Origin of the sequence: Pseudoalteromonas sp. Ld20 (assembly GCF_045064175.1) — a bacterium.
GTDB lineage: Bacteria > Pseudomonadota > Gammaproteobacteria > Enterobacterales > Alteromonadaceae > Pseudoalteromonas > Pseudoalteromonas neustonica.
This window is the reverse complement of sequence record NZ_JBISHB010000046.1, coordinates 137536-158892: the sequence shown is the minus strand read 5'-3', so window position 1 is coordinate 158892 and position 21357 is coordinate 137536. Positions and strand designations below refer to the sequence as shown.

General features: G+C 40.3%; 17 protein-coding genes and 1 pseudogene. 6 read left to right on the top strand and 12 right to left on the bottom strand.

All coding sequences use genetic code 11. The features are described 5' to 3' along the window. Positions 1–84: 84 nt before the first annotated feature. The 4 genes from ACJJVX_RS20895 to ACJJVX_RS20880 form a co-directional block, all read right to left on the bottom strand. The gene (locus ACJJVX_RS20895; RefSeq protein ID WP_405633364.1) at positions 85–2490 is read right to left on the bottom strand and encodes a PKD domain-containing protein; all 2406 of its coding nucleotides are present in this window, start codon (positions 2488–2490) and stop codon (positions 85–87) included. Positions 2491–2931: 441 nt separating this feature from the next. Beyond that, on the bottom strand, positions 2932–3774 hold the full coding sequence (locus tag ACJJVX_RS20890; protein ID WP_054454313.1) for a DUF4198 domain-containing protein: 843 nt from the start codon (positions 3772–3774) through the stop codon (positions 2932–2934). A 43-nt stretch (positions 3775–3817) separates the two neighbouring features. Next, on the bottom strand, positions 3818–4327 hold the full coding sequence (locus ACJJVX_RS20885; protein ID WP_405633362.1) for a DUF2271 domain-containing protein: 510 nt from the start codon (positions 4325–4327) through the stop codon (positions 3818–3820). After that, positions 4327–4959, bottom strand: a complete 633-nt coding sequence (locus tag ACJJVX_RS20880) for a PepSY-associated TM helix domain-containing protein (RefSeq protein ID WP_170173275.1) — start codon at positions 4957–4959, stop codon at positions 4327–4329. Before ACJJVX_RS20880 ends, ACJJVX_RS20885 begins: the two co-directional genes overlap by 1 nt. Before the next feature lie 182 nt (positions 4960–5141). On the opposite strand from ACJJVX_RS20880, the gene ACJJVX_RS20875 reads away from it, so the two are divergent. Beyond that, a complete protein-coding gene (locus ACJJVX_RS20875) occupies positions 5142–5900 on the top strand; it encodes a transporter substrate-binding domain-containing protein (RefSeq protein WP_405633360.1) in 759 nt (252 codons plus the stop codon). 181 nt (positions 5901–6081) lie between these two features. Here the strand turns inward: ACJJVX_RS20875 and ACJJVX_RS20870 are convergent. The 7 genes and pseudogenes from ACJJVX_RS20870 to ACJJVX_RS20840 form a co-directional block, all read right to left on the bottom strand. Then, positions 6082–6465: pseudogene (locus ACJJVX_RS20870) on the bottom strand (YbaN family protein); the annotation flags it as partial. After that, on the bottom strand, positions 6462–7049 hold the full coding sequence (locus ACJJVX_RS20865; RefSeq protein WP_342883023.1) for a biliverdin-producing heme oxygenase: 588 nt from the start codon (positions 7047–7049) through the stop codon (positions 6462–6464). The gene ACJJVX_RS20865 and the pseudogene ACJJVX_RS20870, both read right to left, overlap by 4 nt. Positions 7050–7140: 91 nt before the next feature. Further along, positions 7141–9768: a TonB-dependent receptor domain-containing protein gene (locus ACJJVX_RS20860; RefSeq protein WP_405633357.1), complete on the bottom strand. Its 2628-nt coding sequence runs from the start codon at positions 9766–9768 to the stop codon at positions 7141–7143. 91 nt (positions 9769–9859) lie between these two features. Then, a complete protein-coding gene (locus tag ACJJVX_RS20855; protein WP_231659060.1) occupies positions 9860–10810 on the bottom strand; it encodes a FecR family protein in 951 nt (316 codons plus the stop codon). Positions 10811–10821: 11 nt separating this feature from the next. Beyond that, complete coding sequence (locus ACJJVX_RS20850) at positions 10822–11289, bottom strand: RNA polymerase sigma factor (protein ID WP_054205841.1); 468 nt, start codon at positions 11287–11289, stop codon at positions 10822–10824. Between the two features lie 194 nt (positions 11290–11483). Continuing rightward, entirely contained in the window at positions 11484–12782 is a 1299-nt protein-coding gene (locus ACJJVX_RS20845) for a porin (protein WP_169326668.1), read from the bottom strand. A 97-nt stretch (positions 12783–12879) separates the two neighbouring features. Then, positions 12880–13383 carry a MarR family winged helix-turn-helix transcriptional regulator gene (locus tag ACJJVX_RS20840; RefSeq protein ID WP_054205843.1) on the bottom strand — a complete coding sequence of 168 codons (504 nt, stop codon included), beginning with the start codon at positions 13381–13383 and terminating at the stop codon, positions 12880–12882. 336 nt (positions 13384–13719) lie between these two features. On the opposite strand from ACJJVX_RS20840, the gene ACJJVX_RS20835 reads away from it, so the two are divergent. From ACJJVX_RS20835 to ACJJVX_RS20815, 5 genes are all read left to right on the top strand, one after another. Then, entirely contained in the window at positions 13720–14571 is an 852-nt protein-coding gene (locus ACJJVX_RS20835) for a D-hexose-6-phosphate mutarotase (protein WP_054205844.1), read from the top strand. Between the two features lie 65 nt (positions 14572–14636). After that, the gene (locus ACJJVX_RS20830; protein WP_405633353.1) at positions 14637–15209 is read left to right on the top strand and encodes a PH domain-containing protein; all 573 of its coding nucleotides are present in this window, start codon (positions 14637–14639) and stop codon (positions 15207–15209) included. After that, the gene (locus ACJJVX_RS20825; protein ID WP_082916327.1) at positions 15202–16737 is read left to right on the top strand and encodes a PH domain-containing protein; all 1536 of its coding nucleotides are present in this window, start codon (positions 15202–15204) and stop codon (positions 16735–16737) included. The genes ACJJVX_RS20830 and ACJJVX_RS20825 overlap by 8 nt, the downstream gene beginning before the upstream one ends. Before the next feature lie 95 nt (positions 16738–16832). Further along, positions 16833–17078 (top strand): hypothetical protein, encoded by a 246-nt coding sequence (locus ACJJVX_RS20820; RefSeq protein WP_157601505.1) that lies wholly within the window; start codon positions 16833–16835, stop codon positions 17076–17078. A gap of 95 nt (positions 17079–17173) precedes the next feature. After that, complete coding sequence (locus tag ACJJVX_RS20815; protein ID WP_064435640.1) at positions 17174–20017, top strand: PD40 domain-containing protein; 2844 nt, start codon at positions 17174–17176, stop codon at positions 20015–20017. 44 nt (positions 20018–20061) lie between these two features. On the opposite strand, the gene ACJJVX_RS20810 is transcribed toward ACJJVX_RS20815, so the two are convergent. Beyond that, on the bottom strand, positions 20062–21198 hold the full coding sequence (locus ACJJVX_RS20810; protein WP_054454328.1) for a PepSY domain-containing protein: 1137 nt from the start codon (positions 21196–21198) through the stop codon (positions 20062–20064). Between the last annotated feature and the right edge of the window lie 159 nt (positions 21199–21357).

The window sequence follows — 21357 nt, the reverse complement described above, 5'->3', positions numbered from 1 at the left end:
TCGAGTGGTTATTAATATTGTGGGGTCGATAGAGAAGGCTTATAAGCCACTTCAACAAAGGTTAAAGTGGCTTAGATGATTATTTTAGATATTACAAATACTTATTATTGCTAGGTTTGGAGTGGCTTGAGAGTAGTAAATAGTTGTGTTTGCACCAGTTGTATTACTCACAGTATCCTCAGTGACCGTTACCTCATAAATTGCGCTGCTAGGAAGTGCAATATTCAAGGTGGCATCTAGGTAGGTGCCATTACTTTTTGGCAATACCAAAGATTTTGTTTCGTCAAACTGAAACTCAAAGCTGCTTGAAGTTAAAATAGTATCAACCATTTTAAAGCGTAAATTTACTGTATCAGGACCAGTAAACTCTGGGCATACGAATACAGATACTTCAACATCTTGCACTATCGGTAAGCTTGATTGGCCTAAATTTAAGGTAAAGTCATTTTGTGTAATTGCTACCGACTTATATTCGCCGCTTGCTAACCTTTCATCTGCAATTGTAATTGTGGTTTTTGCGCCTTCTTCTAACGCCGTTACTGTATCAAACACGCCGCTTGCATCAGTTGTATGCTCTACTCCATTAATTAGCAACTTAGCATTAGCTATACCTATTTTTTGGGTATCAGTAATTTGCCCTTTTACAGTACCTGTAAGTATTGCCGTGTCTGTTGCTGAGGTGATGAAAAGCATATTTTTCGAATTACCATCAGCATCCTCAATAACAATAGCGCTGCTGTAGATGCCAGCAATATCAGGTGTAAATTGTGTGGTGCTTTGATCTGTAGTTGTTAAAGCTGCATTTGAACCATCAGGCTTAATAAGTACCCAAGTAAAATTAAGCGCGGTACCTTCTGGATCGTAACTTTGGCTAACATCAAACGTAACGGGGTTGCCAACAACAGCTATGCGGGTTTGCAGTCCTTCAAAAATAAGCACTGGCGGCGCATTTTGATTAACAGTGATGGTAATAGTTTGCGTGTCAGAGTATTTAGCGCCATCGTTGGTACGTAGCGAAACAACAAACTCTCCCGCCATTGATGCTTTAAATAAAGGCTTAGCAACATCGGTGTTAGAAAGTGTAGCACGACCTATCGGTGATACAATTTCCCACTCATAGGTAAGGTCTTTGCCTTCAGGGTCTGTACTTTGTGAGCCATCAAGTTGAATTTCCTCATCGACTAAAATAGATGGTACATCACTAATAATGGCTGTTGGTTTTTCATTAGCTTGCGCGTGTAACACGGTTGTAGCTTGCTCAGAGCTAAGTTGTCCATCTGATACGATTAATGTGATCACATAATCACCTTCAATATCAGCGCTAAGCGAAGGTGTTGCTGTTGTGTGCTGGATTAGTTGCGCGATACTGTTTTCTGGTTTGCCTTGTAATTTCCAAAGGTAGCTTAAAGGTTGCCCTTCAGGATCGTTACACTGCGCGCACTGTAGCGTGACTAAGTCATTTAACATGATGCTTCTTTCAGCTACAAGCTGCGCAATTGGGGCTTGATTAGTCGCCTCTACCGCTAACGTTACTGAGGCTGTACTTGCTTCACCGTGTTGATCTTTAACTGTTAATGAAAGCGTGTACTGGCCAAGTACTGAGGAAGAGAATCCAGCTGTGTGGGTTAAGTTATCCGTTAGTGCTGGGTTGCTATTGGCAGGTTGTGAGGTAATGGCCCATAAATAGCTCAGGGTATCACCTTGATCAGGGTCGCTACTTTGCGTGCCATCAAGTGTGGCTATGCTGTTAGGTGCGATGGTTTTATTTTGCACTTTAATAACAGCTTGAGGAGCTGAATTATCATCGAGCGGTTCGCTTTGTATCAATACCTCATTACTTGCTGTTTCGCCTAATGAATTAGTAATTGTTAGCTTTACTGCATAACTCCCACTTTTATCTGCAATGAATTGACTTTTAACGCTATTATTGTTTTCTATTGTTGCACTACTGCTAAGTGGTTTGGTATTAAATTGCCATTTGTATTGATTGATCACACCGTTTGAGGTGCTGCTTAGTGCGCCATCTAATAAAACTACATCACCTTGTTTTACTGTTTGAGGCTGTCCTGCTCTGGCTATTAATTGCGTGGGAGCGGTTTTAATTTCAATTAATTTATCAACCGGTGTGCTCGAAAGCTTGCCATCATTGACGATTAAAGTGAGCTTATAGCTTTGTGCTTCAGTTACGGATATTTCGACTTTACTTTGATTGTTTACAGCAATGGCAAATTCAGTTTGTTCGTCAACACTGGTTAAGCGCCATTGGTAAGTTAAAGTATCGTTCTCAGGGTCGCTACTGTTTGTGCCACTAAATATGAGTGTTGTATTTACACGCATTTCACCTGCCGGGGCATTAATCATGGCGGTTGGTTTGGTGTTTGTTGGTGCTGTTTTACCTGGGTTTGTATTGCCTGTCGGTGAACCGGAGCCGCCGCCACATGCAGTGAGTGTAAATGCCAAAGCACACGGAATTAAGATCTTCCACGTCATATCAATTTCCTTATCGGTAATATTGTTGTGTAAATTTATTTTAAGGATGTGGGATGGATATAATTATTATGGAGTAAGTAATTACATTGTTCATGCAGGAATGAAATCCAATTTCCATACTATTTATATCCGTTAAATATAGTTTAAAGTAATTATTCAAAACTGGTATTTAATATGTACCTAAAAATACAAGTAAGCAAGTGGATTGCGTTAATTAACTGTATTTTTTTTCGTCACAAAAAACTTAACACAACTAGGTTATAGTAATTGTTGTTTTTTTTAGGAATAAATGATTTGGCGTTGATTAGTGTTTTTTGATTTAAAATCAAAAGGTTTAGTTTTATGGTTCGGTGTATAAATATAGAAAATTGTTGGTGCGAGCACAGCAAATAAAAGGCCAAGCAAACAGCTTGACCTTATTTTTTGCGTTATAAAAAGAGGTTACTCTGGCGCTACATCAAGTGTCGTGAATAACGAATAGCGTACGCTATCAATGCCTTTTTCAGTCGATTCTTCACTGATACTGGCTTCAATTAGGTATAAGCCAGGGTGTTGCCACGTTGTGCTAAAAAACCCCTCTTTATCGGTGGTTATTTTTACTTCATTACGTTCGTTACGATAGCGTGTATCGCCTTTTAAGATTGCGAGTTCTACGTTAGCCGCAGGTTTTCCTGCTTTTAATAGTTGAAAACGCGCTTGTTCACCAACAAATAAATCATTAGGGTGCGTTGGACCACTTATTTCTAAACCTTTACCGAGCAGAGCAGGTTTTGATGTGCCGTTACGACTTACAAAGGTATCAACGGTAGAGATTGCTTTCGTTGTTTTGATATCGGTTGCATCGGCTGGAATATCCTTGCTGTCTTTACCAGCAAATACACGACGACGGTCGCCATCTTTATTCTTATAGAATGTCATTAAGCGTGGTTTTTGAGTCATGGCAATGTGGTAAGTCCCTTCGCCATCAAGCTTCACAGCTGCTGAGTTTTTGCGCTTTAGGTAATAAGCACGAATTTTGTCACTAACAGGTTTACCGTCAGGGCCAATCGCCATAATTAAGTTATCGTCATATTCAGCGCCTTTTTCTTTTGGACGATATGCTTTATCTGGTGCAAAAATTTCATTTGAAATACTCGCATCTACCATTACGTAATGCGCTTTATCGCCTGATAAAGAGGTGTGCGATGGCACTAACCATTGTGCATGTGCGCTGGCGTAGCTTGATGCAAGAGCAGTGAAAGTAAGTGCACCAATTAGTGCGCTTTTAAGTAAATTGATTTTCATAATCTTTCCTTATTTAAATTGTTGTAGCTGCTTTGCTTACGTATTACTTAGCAATAATAGTGACGAAACTTTGTGAATATTCATTAGTACCATCAATGGTTATTTTGCCATCGTTTGTTAGATCGATTGCAACGCGGGTATAATCACGGCCGCCTTCTTCACGAACAACTTCTAGGTTTAGCAAGTATTTACCTGGTTTAACTGCATTGTTAGCCAAGTCTTTGCCGTGCCAATTAATGGTGTAAGTGCCGGGGCGTTTTGTAGCGCCTGTTATGCCGTCAAAGTTGGCGTCGCTTTTACCAGCTTTACGCCACCATTGACGTAAATCTTTAAACCATTCTGCTTTTTCTACCCACAATGCGAGTGTTGTTACATGCTTTCGCTCAGGGGTTTCTAACCAAACAGCCACATAAGGGCGGTGGTATGGCTGTACGTCTAAATCAGGTAGAGTTATTTCAATTTCAAGCTCAGCCTGCGCAGCAGTAACATGAGGTAGAAACAAAGCCGCTGTAAATAAGATTACGGCGCTAATTAAGGTGTTAAGTTTTTGCATTAAGACACTCCTTTTAGTTGCGGTACCCAGCATAAATAAATGACGGCAGGTGTTGCGACCCCAAGCACTGTTAGCCATATTCCTACTAAGCGTTTTTTTCTATTTTGAAATAAAATAATCATTCCAGTGATGGAAAATAAGATCATCAATACCGCTGAGATATCAATAACCCAGCTCCACGCCTCGCCGGTGTGGCGACCTTTGTGTAAATCACCTATTAGGCTTAAAATTCCACCCGTTTGGTATTCTAAGTTCAATTCGCCACTGGTAAAGTCGAGCTCAGCAAAGGCAAAACCTGCGGGGAGAGGGTAGTCGAGCATGACTAATGCATCTTCTTTTTCCCACTCGATACTCTTCACTTTTGTTAACCCATATTGCGCTGCTAGATAGGCTTCTATCTCAGGGTATAAAGCAGGTAAGGTTGTTAAATTTTGCTGTGCTTTGTCGAGTAAATCCGTGGGAATTGGCGTATTTAATTGCCCATTACTTTTATCGCCTTCGAGCCAATCAACATGGTTAAGCACAATGCCGCTGACACAAAATAGAATAAGTAAAAATAGCAACGCTGTAGATAGATAAATATGTAACGCACGGCTAGTGCTGTATAAGGTTCGTTTATTTATTAACGGCATAAATAATTAAGTAGTTAAGGCAATATTATCTACATGGTAATGATTTGCATTAGCTATCACAACATTATTTACGAACTTTACACTGTTTACTAGGATAGTGATTAAAAATCCATCTAGAGGCTTATCAAATCCAAGGAAGTAAGATGTTATAATGGTAGAGATAGTATTCTAGAGGCTTAGAGATGAAGTATTATTTACTAGTAGCATGTGCTTTATTTATACCTGCAGTGGCCGCCAAACCATTGATGCAGCTATGCCTAGAGGCAAAAGATTTTTCGCCTTATGTTTTAGGGCAAAATATAGAGAAAAGACCCACAGGCAGTATTATTGATAATATTAATGCCGCCGCTAAACACGCCAATTTAAAAGTACAATACCAACGTAGCTCATGGTTAAAATGTCAGCAAAATGTAAGCCAAAATAAGTCCCAAGGATTATTTTCAATGGCGCGCACGGATGAGCGCGCGCGCGAGTATCAATTTCCACCTGTTGCAGCCTATTTAGTCAAAGCTAGCTACCCGCTGATTGTTAAAAAAGGCGGTGTATTTGATCGGGATCATTTAGTCACTCCTTTGGTAAATAAGCAGGGACTTAACGAATTATTATATCGAGCTAATATGCGTTTTGGGTTATCAGCACCTTTTGGCTATTTATCATATGAGTCATTCCAACAAGCGGGCTTACTTGCTGATTCACAGCTCACGCTTGAACGTGGCTTGCAATTGGTCGCTGTAGATAAGTTAGATGGGTACATTTTTGAGCGTGAGGTTGCTCAGCATTACATCCAAAAATTGAATTTAACTGAGCAACTGACAATAACTAAACACAACATGATGGAAATAAAATTGTACCTACCAATTAATAAAGTGTTTTATCAGGAAAACACGCAGCAGGTAGAGTTATTTTGGCAATATTTGGCACAGGCTGCTAGCGAACTATAAAGCGGCACTGAAGAAGCATGCCAAGCTAACTATGCAGTGCCGATGTGGGTTTACTATAAAATTACACTAAAGTTGCTTGATGTATAAAAACAGTTAATACGACAGCATGAATTAGCATTGCAATTGAAGCGGCTAATATTTTAACTTGTTGTTGTGATATTTGTTTTTCTTTGGGTTGACTTGGGCGGGATGGTCGAGACAATAAGTAAATCATGACTGACGACTCAATTACGGCAACCATGTAGAGAACCCAACCCGATGGTGATGACATAGCCAATAAGACGAAGCCACACAACATGCCAATACCTGCAAACCATTTGGCCTTTATAGGCACAACTTTATGTTCTTGCCAATGGCGCAGTGTTGCGCCATATCTTGGATGATTAAGTAACCATGCCGTAAGTTTAGGTGATGAGCGTGTAAAGCAAGCCAGCGCCAAGATAAAGAAAATAGTGGTGGGCATAACGGGTAAAACAATCCCAATGATCCCCAGCCCAACTAGGGCTAAGCCGAGAAGTTGGTATCCAGCATTTTTATACGCGACTAACGTTACCTTTAAGCTCATGAATAGACGTGTGCCTGATATAGTTGAAAGCGGCTGAACGCTTGACGAGCACCGTTGATAAGTGCCTGCTCTTGTTTATCGCTTAGCTCAATGTTATCTATTAATTGTACTAGATGACGCCACGCACTACCACGCCCAGCACCTGGTCCTGCTAAGTAGCGAGCAGCAAAGTCTCCGTTATATTGTAGACGAACTTGCACTTGTTTTCCTAACATTGCTGCGCCTACTTTTGAGCCTTCAACAACATATAACCAACCAAGTGCGGTTGCCAAATCTGTAGTGTTATCAACTAAAGGATTGAGTGTAATAGTTGGCAATTTACATCTTAAATCAATAAAGTCTTGCTCTAATAAACTTAAGCGACGACGTGCTACCAAGTCATCAATATGTTCACTTAATTCACTGTGTTCATATAAAGCCGCTACATCTTTTAAAAAGTGATATTGCAATGATAAAAACTGCACGTAGTTATCTACGCTAGCGAATGGGTCTTTTTCCATAATACTTTTATCGATATTGTCATGTAAATCAGCGGTGTGTTGGCGAAGTTTTAGTGCCCTAGATGGAGCGCTTACTGCTGTCATTGTTTGATTCCTTAATGGGATTGACGGTTTATAAATATTTATTTGGGAATGTGAAGTACAAAGTGGCGGCTAACTAGCCGCCATCATTGGGTTATAGCTTGATCTCGAGGCCGATTGTGATAGTGCGTCCTGGCTCAGGCATAGCAACAATTGAGCCTGATGACACCGTGTATCTATCAGTTAGATTAGTGATAGTGGTATAGCCACTAAATGTGTTGTTAAATTTATAATTAGCAAAAAAATCAAGCTGGTAGCTAGCAGGAATTTTGCTGATAGCTTTTGCGCCAGTTCCACTTAAGAATCCAGCTGGGTGGTGTTTTTCGGAGTGCCCTTTATAAGTAAAGCCGATATCGAAGCGATTATTGATAAATGACGTACCAACCGTGGCGACGATGTTTCTTTTTGGTGGAATACGAAGAGGCGTTAAGCTGCCCGAAAAACCTTGATTGTTACAGTTATTAACCCCTTCAATACCTGCAATGAGCGCTGAACATATTTTGATATTTGTGTAATTGGTGTATGAAATAGTACTGTAAAATAAATCGCTTTTATAATTAAGGTTAAGTTCAATACCCGGTAATTCAAAGCTGTCGTAGTTGGTAAAGGTATATTTTACTTGCCATGGTTGAGCATTAGGATCTTTGTTTGGCAATTGCGCTGTTGCCAACATGTTTTCAATTCGGGTATCAAAATAGTTAGCTGATAGCGTTAGGCTATCACCCTTAATTAACGTGTCACTAAAGTGGCTTTCAATTCCTAGCTCAAACGTGTTGCTGTTTTCGGGCGTGACAGGGTAGTCAGGCGAATATGAAAACACTTCATTTGAAACGGTCGTTTCGTATATGTTTGGCATGCGGTACGCTTTGCTGTACTTCGCTTTTAGTGCTGTATTATCAAATAAGCTGTAATAAAGCTGCGCTGTAAAATCTGTTTTTGGATCGAAATTTAGCGCCAGTTCACTTTGGTTATCTTTAGTCTGTGAGTCATGGTGGTTAAGGTTCACGGTTAACTCAATTGGATCTAAATCAAACTGTGCATTCACGAATAAGCTACGGATTGTTTGTTTGCCATCACGAGAGGTGGTTTTATCTCCGTAAAAGTACTTTAGGGACCCTTCTTTAGGTTTAAGGATTTCGTTTTGTAAAGAAACGCCATACATCAATGTAGTTGGCACTGAAATGACATTAAAAGCAGAGGTATTATAAGCACCTAAGCCATGGCGCTGGTTACTGTATTCATGAAAGTATTGCAGTGCATTAGGGCCCAAATTACTGGCCAAGGCGTTATATTGTCGTAATTTTGCGTTGGTTGTCCATACATTGACTTTCAAATCAATTAATGGATTGTTAGTTGGCAAAAAGCGATAGAGTAAGTTTGCGCTATTTACGAGTGCAGACCCCGGCTGCCACTGTGGCATAGTTTCGATGCCAACAGGGATAGTGCCATATTCACCATCAGGCAGTATCCAGAAATCCCCTTCGCGTTGTTTGAACCAGTATGATGCAAGCATTTCACCCGCTTCTTGTTGGTGATGACGTGTATTTAGCTCAATATTATGTTCGTCGTTAAAAGCATATTGTATTTTTGCAAGATAAGACTCACTTTCAAAACTGGTGTTTACTACTTCACCATTTTGATTTACTGGTGGCAATCTTTGCCCCCACTGATACGTTTCAACAAAATTTTCATAACCGTGCTTACCAGCAAAGTAGTTACCAGTTTTTTTATCACTATAGGCAAGCACTGCATTTAATTGATCCGTTTTAAATGCACCCGCGAGTAGAATACCGCCATTATCAAAATCACTGGCGCTATTGTGGTTACGGACCTGATAATACAGCTGCTGGTTGGCATCATCACTGACGGTTGGTGTGTGATTATTGTTGTATGTTTTGAGCTTTATTAATGCGCCAGCATCGGCGTTAGGCTTTAGAATATCACTCGTATTTAAGGTGGTAATATTAACCGTTCCGCCAATAGCACCAGCACTAAATGCAGCGCCTTTAATGGCCGAGCCTTTCTCTACGGCAACAGTGCTGATCAGGTCTGAATCGATATAAGTGCGATCTGAAGTGCCCATATAGCCGCGATTGGTATGGGTTGATTGCAAGCTACCATCAATAAAAATGGGTACCCGACCTTCGCCTTGCACACCACGAATACCTATATCTAATGCGCCAGCTTCATTGCGTAAATTATTAGCATCAATACCGGTAAATGTTGAAAATATGTCTGAATTAGAGCTCCCTTTGTTACGGTCAAGCTCATGGCGATTGAGGTTTATTTTATCGCCATTGATCACGATTACTTCAATATTTTGATCGTCTGTTATTGTCGTTTTTTCATTGATCTGGGTCTTACTTAAATCAGGTGTTTGAGATGATGTATCAGCCGCGATATCGGCTTTGATGATAATGGTGTTATCTATAATTTGCGCGTTAATGCCTGTATTTTGCAATGCATGTGATAACGCATCATGAATTGTTCTTTGGCCATACACTGCAGGTGCTTGTAAATTTCGCAAAATAGCGGCATCAGCAATTAGGCTCATATCTGCTTGCTTTGCTAATTGATTGAGTGCCTGACTTAATGGCTGCTGCGCAATATTGAAGGTTACAATAGTTGATGAGCTTTGAGCCATTGTTGGTAGGCTCAAAGCAAGTCCCAATGCGAAGGCAAGCGGGGTTAACTTAGCATGGTAAGGCTGGTATTTTGGCATTGTAATCGTTCCATATAAAACAAATTGGTTTATATGAAAACGAATGATAATGAGAATCCCTCAATAAAAAGTTATAAAAATATAAAATTAATTAAATTTTACTAATAACTATATGATTATTAGTATTTTTAATTTCAACAGGTAAAACGTGAGGGAGTAAATTTAAAAAGTTATCGAGATCTGTTGCGCTAAAAGTCCCCGACAACATCATATTGCTTACCGTGCTATCAGTAAATTCAAAATGAGTATCATGATAACGATTAAACTCAGCAAACACTTCATCCAAAGGTGCGTTATTAAATATTAAGCGCCCATCACGCCACGCAGCAACAAGATGTGGGTTTACGTTTTGTACAGCCATACCTTGCTCATTAAATAGTACTTGCTGGCCTTGTACTAACTCAATTAAATGTTGCTTGTTTTGCACTTTGACACGCCCGTGTTCGACACTGATTCGTGTGCTATTTTGTTTTTTATCAACACTAAAGCGTGTCCCAAGTACGGTTATTTTTGTGTTATCAGCGATGACAATAAAAGGGCGTTGTGGATCGCTGGCAACATCAAATAACGCGCGGCCTTGGATGAGGTTATTTACCCGTTGATTAGCATCGAAAGCTAATGTCAGGTGAGTTTGCGCATCAAGGCTTAATTGCGAACCATCAGGTAGCGCAACATCAAATTGCTCACTTCGGGCTGATTGATACTGTGCGCTGTAATGTGCACTGGTGTCATTTTGCGGCCAAAATTGATAACTAGTTATGCTGACCATAAATAATGCCACACACGCAGCAATCGCCCACAATGGCGATACACGCTTGGTGGTTGATATATTAAGTTGTGTAATATCACTATCAGAAAATTGTGTTAATAACTGATCTACTTGCTGGCTTTGTTGATATGCCGCCAGGTGCTCGGGGTTGGTATTAAGCCATGTTAAAAATGCGTGCTGTTGGTTTTTACTAAGCCCAGTTTTTTGTTGTTCAAGCCAAGCGTTTGCTTGCTGCTGAAGTTGCAACTGTGTTTGATGACGATCCATTTTCATTTTTCTCGTAATTATTTTTTTAGTGTATCGCGACATGCCAGCATGGCGATTGCCAAATGTTTTTCGACCATACTGACAGAAATACCCATTTGATCAGCGACTTGTTGATAACTCAAATTTTTAAATTTATAAAGCACAAATGCTTGTTTAGTTTTAAGTGGCAGCTGATCAATACAAGTATAAAGTAAATTGAGTTGTTGCTGGCTGGCTAATTTTGCTTCAGGCTCAAAATCAGTAGGTGCGATCAGTTCAATCTCAACAGGTTCTGCAAATTTTTTGCTACGTCTATAGTGATCAATAACAATATTTTTGGCGGTAGTAAAAAATAACGCCCGTTGATGGTTATCGTCTTGGCTTTGTTTATTAGTACGGTTGCTGAGTAGGCGAGTGTAAGCCTCTTGAACTATGTTCTCCGCTTTATCTCGACAGCCTACTGAACGAGAAATAAAGCTTAAGACCTCAGCGTAATATCGTTCCAATTCACACCTGTTTTGTTTCTAAAAAAGGAGGTGGATGCTAGCAGTTTATATCAGTAATGACAATTGTTATCGTTTGCGTGTTCAAGTACACACAAAGCAAAGGGCTTATAGTTGTAGTTTATAACGTATTAAAAAAAGTTAAGTGAACACCCAGTATGTATGCATACATACTGGGTGTTTAAGTAAAGTGAGGTTTAGAAATAGTAACCAATATTGATATTAAAGCGGCGTTCTGTTTCATCGCTGTCGCCAGCACTAGAACCACCAACAAATGGCTGATTACGTGCGTGCACTAAATCAAAGTAAGTAAATAAGCCACCAGCGGCGACAGATACACCCGTTACATTCATCCAGGTGTTTGCACTCTCATCAGACTTGTTGTAAATAATGCCGTAATCATTATAAAATTGCAGGTTACTGACCGGTCCCCATTGAACAGGCACGCTATACGCTACGTTGAATGTGCTCGTGGTTGCGCTGGCGGCAATCGAGTCATAAAACGCATACGAACCAACAGCAATGCGGTTGGTTTCATCTAGGTTATAGTCGTATTCGCCATGTTGTAGCTGAATATTCCACTTATTAATGGTGCTATTAAGGTGTAACGCCCAAGCGTTGTAGCTGCCCGCGCGATCTTGGCCGTCATGTAAACCACCCGCTAGAGCTGAGAGACCCACTTCGGTGGTCATGCCTTCGCCATGGTCAAAATAATAGGCATAGCGGCCTGTAAAGGTATTGTATTCACCAAGCTCTTTTGTTGGCTGTGCGTAAATGCCCTCGTCAACAGGACGGCTCCCTACAATATCATATGAATAGCGGTGACTACGATCTTCAACATAACCATCAACCCCACCAAGTTCATCATTTTTGAAAAAACCTAAGTCAAGCTGCCAATTGTCTGCGACTTGGCGTTTAAATATAACGCCTAAATCATGATCGTCTTCTAAACCAATGTAGTAATTGGTACTAAAAAAGTAGTTATGTGAGTTATAAGGGTCATTACCAAATGGGACTTTGGTAATACCAGCTTGTACTTGCCAATCATCAGCAAATTGATAACCAGCCCATGCAGATTTAATTGCGGTCATATAATCAAAAAAGCGAATTTCACCGCCAATTAATACACCGCCAACCTCACCAGATACGTTTAAACGGAAAATATCAAAGTCAAAATCGCCGCCGCGATTTTTATTTCCATCACTGTACGATGTATGGCTGTAATTAGTACGAATTGCGCCGCCAAATTTAACACCTGATTGGGCTGCTTCGGTGTTGTTCTCAGCTTGCTTGGCGATGGTTATATTTTGCTCTTCAAGCTGTTGATTAACCTTTGCTTGTTTCGCTTTTTCAGCAGCAAGTTGCTGTTGTAATTGCTGCATTTGTTGTTGTAACAGATTAAGCTGAGCTTGCATGGCATCGATATCAGATGCATTTGCAGTGCTAGTTGTTGCGCCTAGCATGGTCGCGAGGGCTAACTGTGAGAGTTTAAGCATGATAAATCGCTAAATTCGAAATGAGTATATATAGAATAAACTATTTCTTAATTTAACCCAAATATCTCAATTTATCGAATAATCTTAAGTTGCTGTTTTAACTAGTTTGAGTTGAGCTCTTACCTTCAGCTGGGCGAGTTATTATTCCAACTTCTAACAGGGGGGCTGCATCGAGACTTTGGGCGTCCATCATGGTTGCAATTCGTTGCATTGATGAGAGTAGCTGACTTTGCTCCCATTCTTCAAGTGCGGAAAACTGCTCAATAAAATGCTCTTGTAGCGGTTGCGGTGCGGCTTGCAAAATAGTTTCACCACTTTCGGTAAGGTAGAGGCTTACTCTGCGCTTATCTAGCTGACTACGTACACGGCTGACTAAATCTCGGTTTTCTAAGCGATCTAAAATATTGGTAACCGTGGCAGGGCTTAAATTTACATTTTGAGCGATGCGACTTGCCGTAATGCCATCTGTTTGCGCCACTTCAGTCATGATCAATAATTGTGGTCCGGTGAGGCCTGATGTTTTATTTAATTGTTTAGAATGAAGGTCAATCGCACGGATCACTTTGCGTAAAGAAACTAGTAACTCGTCATATTTTTGCATTTTTTATCTCATTAGAAGGTGATTTACGGCCAAGGTACGAGCGCAATCAATAAATATTACACATCTAATAAATAGAGTTCAAATAGATGTAGGTGATTAATGGCGTATTAATAGCTTTACAGTGGTCTATGATTGCTTTTTATTTAATTTGAGTTGAAATCAAAATTACTTCATTTCAATGCATTTTAATTAATTGTTTAGAGTACTCATCTTGCTAAAAGAGAGTGACAGAGTGAGAAATTGTAAATTTGACATAAAAACTCACTAAATAATATTTACTAACTGGTTAGGTATTGGGTAAGGTGTGACAGGCTTTTCATTTTTATGGGACGTATTATGAAGTTATCTCCATCTGTAAGCATAGAACAAACTGATTCAGGCTTAGAATATATCAATGTAGCAAGCGAGTTTTGCAGTGCTAAAATCTTCTTGCAAGGTGCGCAACTCACTGAATTTACACCTAGCGGCAAAAAGCCATTAATTTGGGTGTCGAGTGAGGAAGATTACCAAGAAGGTAAAGGCATTAGAGGTGGCATTCCAATTTGTTGGCCATGGTTTGGCGTAAACCCTAACCCAGAATGGCCGATTCATGGTGTTGCGCGCACTAGTCTTTGGCGTGCGGATGAAGTGGCTGAGCAAGATGATGAAATTAAAGTGAGCTTAACTTTACCAATGGCACAGGTGGATGAAACTTATTGGCCGCATAAATCTAAATTAAAAGTTGAGTTTATCTTAACGTCAAAACTTGAAGTGCGTTTGACGACTACAAATTTGAGCAGCGAAACCATTACCTTTACCCAAGCATTACACACTTATTTCCCCACCCCTTCAATTGTTGATACTAAGGTTGATGGCTTGCAAGGTTCGAAGTATATAGAGTTTGACGAAGGGCCATTTGATCAAAATGAACTAGTTGGTTTTGCTCGTGAAACAGACATGGTTTATACCCAAGCATCAGAAACACAGCGTATTATCACGCCAGATGGCATTATTGAAGTCGGCCGTGAGAACTCAAGCTCTTGTGTATTGTGGAATCCATGGATTGATAAATCAAAGCGCTTATCTAATTTTGCTGACGATGAGTATCACACAATGCTTTGTTTAGAAGCCGCAAATGTAATGAATGACAGCGCGGTTGTTGCGCCCGGTGAAAGTCATACCCTAGCTACGACAATTAGCTGGGTATAGTCTATTTACTCACCTCATTTAAGCCAACTCACTATGTGGGTTGGCTTTTTAAGGATTTAACCACTGTGTTCGAAAACCATCAGCTAGATACTTTACCAAAACACCATATTATTGACTTTAAACCCCTTGCAGACAAAGCATTACTTTATACACAACTTAGTTGGTTGCTTTTTTATGTACCAGTTATGGCTGTATTGGCTGGTGTATGTGTGTTTAATGACGATTTTTCTAATTTTGCACAAACGCCTTTATTGATTGGCTTACCGATTATTTTACTGATCTCGTTAGCTTACAATGTGATAAGTGTGCGATTGAGGGGCGTGGCAGTACGTACTCATGATATTGCTTATCAAAAAGGGGTTATTTGGCAGCAAGTAACAATTTTACCGCTTTCTCGCATACAGCACACAGAAATTCACAGGGGCCCGTTGGAGCGAAGGCTAGGGCTTGCGAGTTTACGTTTATACAGTGCAGGTGGCATGAGCGCTGATTTAAATATTAGCGGGTTAAGCCATGATGATTGTAAAGATATCCGTCAGTTTATCCAAAAATACACCGAAGACAGGCAAGCGACCGAAAGTGAAGATTTAGTGGTTGAAAAAGTTATCGACACTGGTAATGAGCAGTCAAATGGGTAATCTAAAATGGCAGCGAGTATCGCCTTGGGCGCTGGTTTATTTTGTGCTGCACTTTGCTTTTCGTTTTGTAAAAGACGGTATATTTAACCTTTTGCCTATTGGTATTGTATTTGTCACACAGGTACAGGACAAATTGTTTTGGGGGCAAATAGCGGGATCGGTGGCTGTTGTAGGATTACTCGTTTATTCGTTTGCTTATTATATAAATTTTCGATATTGCATTTCTGATGATCACGAAATCTTACTCAACAAAGGTGTATTTAAAAAAGAGCGCCTGACTCTTAATTTTTTACGCGTACAAAACGTTAATATCGCTGAACCATTTTATTTTAAACCGCTAGGCTTAGTTAATTGCATTTTTGATGCCGCAGGGAGTACCAGCCAAGAGGCCGTTTTGCCTGGCGTTACCGTTAATTATGCAGAGCAGATGCGTGAGCGTGTACTGGCTTACAAACAAACGCAACAACCAGATGCCACTGCGCCAGAGGCGGATGATTTAGATGCAAGTGAACCACACCAGTGCCTTACATTAAGCAATAAAGAAGTCGCAAAGTTTGGTCTGATGTCGAACATGGCGATTTTAGCGCTGGCAGCGCTTGCGCCTTTTATGAATGTTGTATTTGAGTTTTTAGAAAAAGCAGTCATTAACCGTCTTGAGTCTTTTTATCAACAAGAAGTAGGCATGCTGGTAAATGCAGCTGCACTCGCTGTTTTTTCATTATTCGTATTTATTGTGCTAATCGCAGTATTACTGTCGGTGTTAATGTCGTTGATCCGCTTTTATAATTATGAGCTGTACTTTCATGGTGGAAAATTTAAGCGTATATCTGGGCTATTAGAGCGTCACCAGTTATCAGTGAGTCTTGATAAAGTTCAATCTATGCTTATTAAACAAAACCTTGTCGCACGTTTATTAAAGCGCTATACAGTGCAATGCTTGCAAGCAACCAGCGGTGGGTTTACTGCGGGCGCTAAAAGTAAGCAAAGCTTAGTCATGCCGGTGCTAACACTTGAGCAGGTAAAGCAAGCTTGCCAATGGGTGCATCCTTGGATTAATACCGAGGGATTTGATTTTAAAACGTTGAATTTTAAAGGAGTCGAAAAGGCGTTATTGATTAAAAATCTATTCTTATATGCATTTTTGCCGAGTTTGATCTTTGCTATATTTGGTTACTTTAATGAAGTAATAAACCCCTTTTATAGTGCGCTTAGTTTTACCCTACTCAGCATGTTAGTTTATTTATCTTATAAGCGTTATGGCTACTATTTCTATCAATATAAAGGTCGCTATTACGGTGTATTTCGCAGTGGTATGATCGGTGTTCAATACCGTGTGTTTGAATTATACAAAGCACAAAGTACGTATAGTGTAAGCACTTATTTTATGCGTAAAAGCGGCTTGAAAAGCATGTATATACAACTTGCGGCAGGCACTGTTTCAATGCCATACCTCAAGGCAGATGTAGCAAATGAGATAATTGACTTTACTTTATTTCAAGCTGAATCAGATCAACGCAGTTGGATGTAGTTAAATAAACCCAATTGCAAATAGTTATCAATTGCATTGATCTATTTTTAATTCTCACTATACTTAATGCCACCTTATCTCATTCATTGGAGGTTATGATGGCATTAACGCTTTGTTTAATTGCTTTTTGCTGTGTGCTGGTACTAATGTGTAATGTGCGTTGCGAGAGTAAAAAATCACAATTATGTGCCCGTTGTGGCGTGTTCGTTATTGGAGGCTTGATCACTTTAGCCATGTATAGCGCAGGATTAGGGGTATTACGTACCGTATTTGTGTTTGTTATCTCAATTTTTATCGTCAGTATGCTGGTCAGTTTAGTGCGACCGCTGGAGCTTGATTAGTTGTAAAAGTAGCACACGCTTTCTTACATTTTAATGCTCTCTTTTTATCTTGGTTATGGCCATAATAACGCCAATATAAAGATTCAGGGATCATGATGAAAAAGACCTTACTTGCCGCAGCGCTATTAGTTGCTACTAACGCACAGGCCGCTGTGCAATGGCAAACTATTCATACTGAGCATTTTAATGTTCACTTTAGCCCCGAAAGTGCTGATTGGGCTCGCTCAGCAGCCAATGAACTCGAAATTGTTCGTAGTAAAGTACTCAAACAACAAAACCGGGCGCTTGACGAAACCGTCGATGTGGTGGTGTTTGATCCTCTTAATGCCGCCAATGGTTTTGCATTACCAGTATCTAATAAACCATTGATGGCGCTTTTTACCACCCCCCCGCAGTCAGATACCGTTATTTCAAATAGCAGTGGTTGGCAACAGCTTCTTGTTTTGCATGAATATATTCATTTAGTTCATTTAGCGCAGCCAACGCGAAGTCATTGGCGCCAAGAATTGCGCGATATATGGGATGTATATGATATCGCGCATAGCGAAATACCGCGTTGGGCAGCTGAAGGGTATGCAACTTTGCTTGAATCTAAAATGACCGGGCGCGGGCGGCTCTTTGATAATTATAGCGAAGCAATCCTAATTGAATTTGCACAGCAAGGCGCATTACCAACTTATGGACAGTTAAGTAGCACTGAAGGTGGCTTTATGGCTGGCTCAATGGCGTATTTAATGGGTGTGCGCTATTTGAATTGGCTCGAGATTAATTATTCGCAGCAAACGCTCGATGCAGTATGGACGCGGATGCAAGGCGTTAAAAACCGTGAATTTGAAGAGGCGTTTACGGGCGTTTTTGGTGATTCACCGAGCAAACTTTATCGACGTTTTGTTGCTGAATATACTTTTCAAGCTATGAGCAAAGAGCAGGGCGAACAGGCGCTTACAAGTAAGCTGTGGCTTGAACTAGATTTATACGCGAGTAACCCTGCATTATCACCAAACAATCAACAGTTAGCTGTGGTTGAACGCGACCGTGATGGTAAAACTCAACTTAAAGTTTATAGCACGCAAGATAACGAAGAGGCATCAAAGAGGTTTAATAAGCAGCAGCAAGCGCTATTAGCTGATGATCCAAACGATATTATAGATACTGCGCCAAGTGTATTTAAGCGTAAGCAAAAGCACATTCTTAACCAGATTAATCATGCGGGTATTCAAAATCCACAATGGTTAAATGATGAGGTAATTTATTTTGGCGCTTTTAGTACTGAGGAGGAGGGCGCTAACAACCGAGTTGCAGATGTTTTTAGCTGGAATACGCAAACCGGTGACATTGAGAAACTGACTAACTTGGCAGGTATTAGACGTTTTAGTATTACTGATAATGGCCAAACACTCTATGCAGAGCAAGTGCGTGGTGGCTATTCTGAATTAGTTCGATTTGATGTCCAAACAGGTGTAAGTCACGCATTATTTGAGAAAGATTTAGCAGTTGTTTATGACTATCCAGTCCTTAGTCCAGATCAGCAGCAGTTAGCGTTTATAAAAACCGAGTTTAATCATAATTGGCAGTTGTATATACAAGATTTGCATGGTGCTAAAACGGTCGCGGTGCCCATGCCCGTAGGTTATCAATATCTTTCTCAGCCGAGTTGGAGCAGTGATGGAACTTCGGTACTTTTTGTTGCTGGATTAAATGGTGCTACAGATATTTATCGCTACAATTTAGCCGATGAAAGCTTACACAAATTAACTCAAGGGCAGCAGGCTGTTGCTAACCCACTTGCTATGCTGGATGACTCAGTGCTGTATTTTTCTATTGGCAGCGATGGCCCCGATGTGATGCAACTAAGAGTCGGTGATAATGCAGAGCTGGTCACTGATTTTGCGCCAAATAGTATAGCCCCAAAGTTGGTTGTTGATGAGCATACTTTGCCTGATGCTAAAGTTTATATGCAGCCGATAGGTGAGCAAACTAACTATGATATTTGGCAACAAAAAGCCACTTTAGCACTGGGGGAGCAATATAACTCAGCGTCAGCATCGTTATTTAGTCTAAGTGTAAAAGGCAGTGACTTACTTAAGCAGTTAGATTGGCAAGCAGGATACAGTATTGATCTACATGACTCTGCACTTAAAGGGGCGTTTGGGCAAGTGCGATACAGTGCACTCCCCGTTAAAATTAATGCCGAGTTATTTTCGTATGACCTTAATGCCGAAAAGCAGTATCAAACAGCCTTAAGTGCGCATTATGTTGCAACTGGGGGTTATCTGTCTGCAAATCTGCCACTACGCTTTGGCGAATTTAAGCTAGAGCCGGAGTTGGCATATAACTACACCGATTATGAGTATGCAGATAAATCCCTTAAAGATAATGCTAGCCAATGGTTACGAGCAGGTGTGAAGCAATCATGGCATTATGATCAGCAAGTATTTGCTATTGGCCAGGAGGTTAATGCCCGATGGTACACAGGCAAAGCACAAGCAAAGAGTTGGCAAGGTTATGATTTAGCTGCGAAGGTGTTTGGACAAGCCTATGATGTACCAATGTACGTTAGTTATCAGCAGCAATATCGTGATGATACACACCTTGTAATAGGTGGCTTTAGTTCATCGCTGATTTCAGCTAAAACGCACAGTGACATTGTATTTTCACCCGAGCTTCCTTTTTATAGCACTGTAGGTCAACGTTATCAGGGGTATGGCGGCGGTATTAGCTTGGAAGAGGGAATGCCATGGCTTTACTATAAACAGCACCAGGTGGATAGCCAAGTATACGCACAAAGCTATGGATTGAAGTGGCAAGGCCCTTTCAATTTTGGCTTAGGCCCTGCGGGCCTAAGTGATCTTAATTTTGATTTTGGTTTAGTCAGGGTTGAAGGTGACAGCTTTGAAGATGAGCTTAGAGGTTGGTTAGGGTTTTATTATTCTCTTTAATAGTGAAAGAGGCTTTTAAAGGCCTCTTTCAGCTTATCTATTCGTTATGTGTTTAATGGGTGTTGTTGCTTTTGCTGTCGGTTTTTTTGCGATTGTTTTTTACGTTTTCTGCGGCTAAACCATAGGTAAAAGCCAGTACCTGCAAGCCATACAGGGCTTAAACCAATCACGCACCATAGAATTTTACTGATTAACCCTGCAAAGTAGCCAAAGTGTAATTTTCTAAAACTATCAATAACTTTCCAGCCTACGGCTACTTCGCGAATATCCCAGTTAGCCATGTGTTTTCCGGTTAACTTGTTGTAAGTAACAGTATTTGCGTATTCACTGGCTAATGGGTTGTTGCTATCAACTTCACCAAATAAGGTAATATTTTCATCAGGCTCTAATGGCATAACTAAAAAAGTGGTATTAAACGTTGGCATTTGCTTTTTACTATCATCAAGAATAGCTTGAAAATTAATGGCATCGCTGTGCAGGTTTTTGGTCAGTACAAAGTGTTCTTCTTCTGCATGTTCAATCACCTCGTGATACCACACAGCCCAGTTAAAATAACCCCCCGTGATCGCTAAAATTAAAATAATCGGCGAGCCAAGCACACCTGTCATTTTGTGAATGTCACTCAGCACTATTTGTAACGTTGCACGCCAGCGCACTGAGAATAAACGCTGCCAAAATTTACGATAAATAATTAACCCTGTAATACCTAGTACAAGTAAAAACAATGCGAAGAAAAATCCTAAAACAGTGCCCGTTTGCCCTGGCAGTGCTTTTATGTCGTTGAGTAAAAAAGTGTAATGTAGTTCTAAAAACCAATCAGTGAAATAGTGACTAGTGCCTACCGGTTGAGAGAGAATGTCACCTGTATATTGATTTAAATGAAATTTATGCCAAATCCCCGTTCCGCGTTCAACTAAATAAACCCGATCAGCAGTATCATCACTAAATATTTCCCAGCTCCCGATCACGAATCGTGGGAATGCATTTTCGGTAATGGTAATTAAGCTATCGATTGGCTTTCGCTCAGAGGACGACGGCACAACAAAGTGGCTGTCAGGCATGAGTAAACCGTCTATTTCACTTTTAAATACTAATATGCTGCCAGTAATGCTGATCACAATCAGTGGGATCAATGCACAAAGAGCAAACCAACTATGAACTTTAAACAGTGTTTTTCTCATAAACCCAGTAATTACAACAGTAAATAATGGCGTATGATAACAATTCGCAATGTTATTTCAATTGCTGTTATTGTTTTTTAACATTTACAGCAGTAAACCAGCGGGAGATAACAGGAACTGTAATGGTAACTTGCCAGTTGACGAGTGAGTTTATTTTGG

What these genes read in the sequence shown, in the direction of transcription:
- ACJJVX_RS20810 (WP_054454328.1), bottom strand. Translation starts at nt 21,198, where the DNA reads ATGAGAAAAACACTGTTTAAAGTTCATAGTTGGTTTGCTCTTTGTGCA.
- ACJJVX_RS20815 (WP_064435640.1), top strand. Translation starts at nt 17,174, where the DNA reads ATGAAAAAGACCTTACTTGCCGCAGCGCTATTAGTTGCTACTAACGCA.
- ACJJVX_RS20855 (WP_231659060.1), bottom strand. Translation starts at nt 10,810, where the DNA reads ATGAAAATGGATCGTCATCAAACACAGTTGCAACTTCAGCAGCAAGCA.
- ACJJVX_RS20880 (WP_170173275.1), bottom strand. Translation starts at nt 4,959, where the DNA reads ATGCCGTTAATAAATAAACGAACCTTATACAGCACTAGCCGTGCGTTA.
- ACJJVX_RS20890 (WP_054454313.1), bottom strand. Translation starts at nt 3,774, where the DNA reads ATGAAAATCAATTTACTTAAAAGCGCACTAATTGGTGCACTTACTTTC.
- ACJJVX_RS20865 (WP_342883023.1), bottom strand. Translation starts at nt 7,049, where the DNA reads ATGACAGCAGTAAGCGCTCCATCTAGGGCACTAAAACTTCGCCAACAC.
- ACJJVX_RS20820 (WP_157601505.1), top strand. Translation starts at nt 16,833, where the DNA reads ATGATGGCATTAACGCTTTGTTTAATTGCTTTTTGCTGTGTGCTGGTA.
- ACJJVX_RS20875 (WP_405633360.1), top strand. Translation starts at nt 5,142, where the DNA reads ATGAAGTATTATTTACTAGTAGCATGTGCTTTATTTATACCTGCAGTG.
- ACJJVX_RS20835 (WP_054205844.1), top strand. Translation starts at nt 13,720, where the DNA reads ATGAAGTTATCTCCATCTGTAAGCATAGAACAAACTGATTCAGGCTTA.
- ACJJVX_RS20860 (WP_405633357.1), bottom strand. Translation starts at nt 9,768, where the DNA reads ATGCCAAAATACCAGCCTTACCATGCTAAGTTAACCCCGCTTGCCTTC.
- ACJJVX_RS20895 (WP_405633364.1), bottom strand. Translation starts at nt 2,490, where the DNA reads ATGACGTGGAAGATCTTAATTCCGTGTGCTTTGGCATTTACACTCACT.
- ACJJVX_RS20845 (WP_169326668.1), bottom strand. Translation starts at nt 12,782, where the DNA reads ATGCTTAAACTCTCACAGTTAGCCCTCGCGACCATGCTAGGCGCAACA.
- ACJJVX_RS20885 (WP_405633362.1), bottom strand. Translation starts at nt 4,327, where the DNA reads ATGCAAAAACTTAACACCTTAATTAGCGCCGTAATCTTATTTACAGCG.
- ACJJVX_RS20825 (WP_082916327.1), top strand. Translation starts at nt 15,202, where the DNA reads ATGGGTAATCTAAAATGGCAGCGAGTATCGCCTTGGGCGCTGGTTTAT.
- ACJJVX_RS20840 (WP_054205843.1), bottom strand. Translation starts at nt 13,383, where the DNA reads ATGCAAAAATATGACGAGTTACTAGTTTCTTTACGCAAAGTGATCCGT.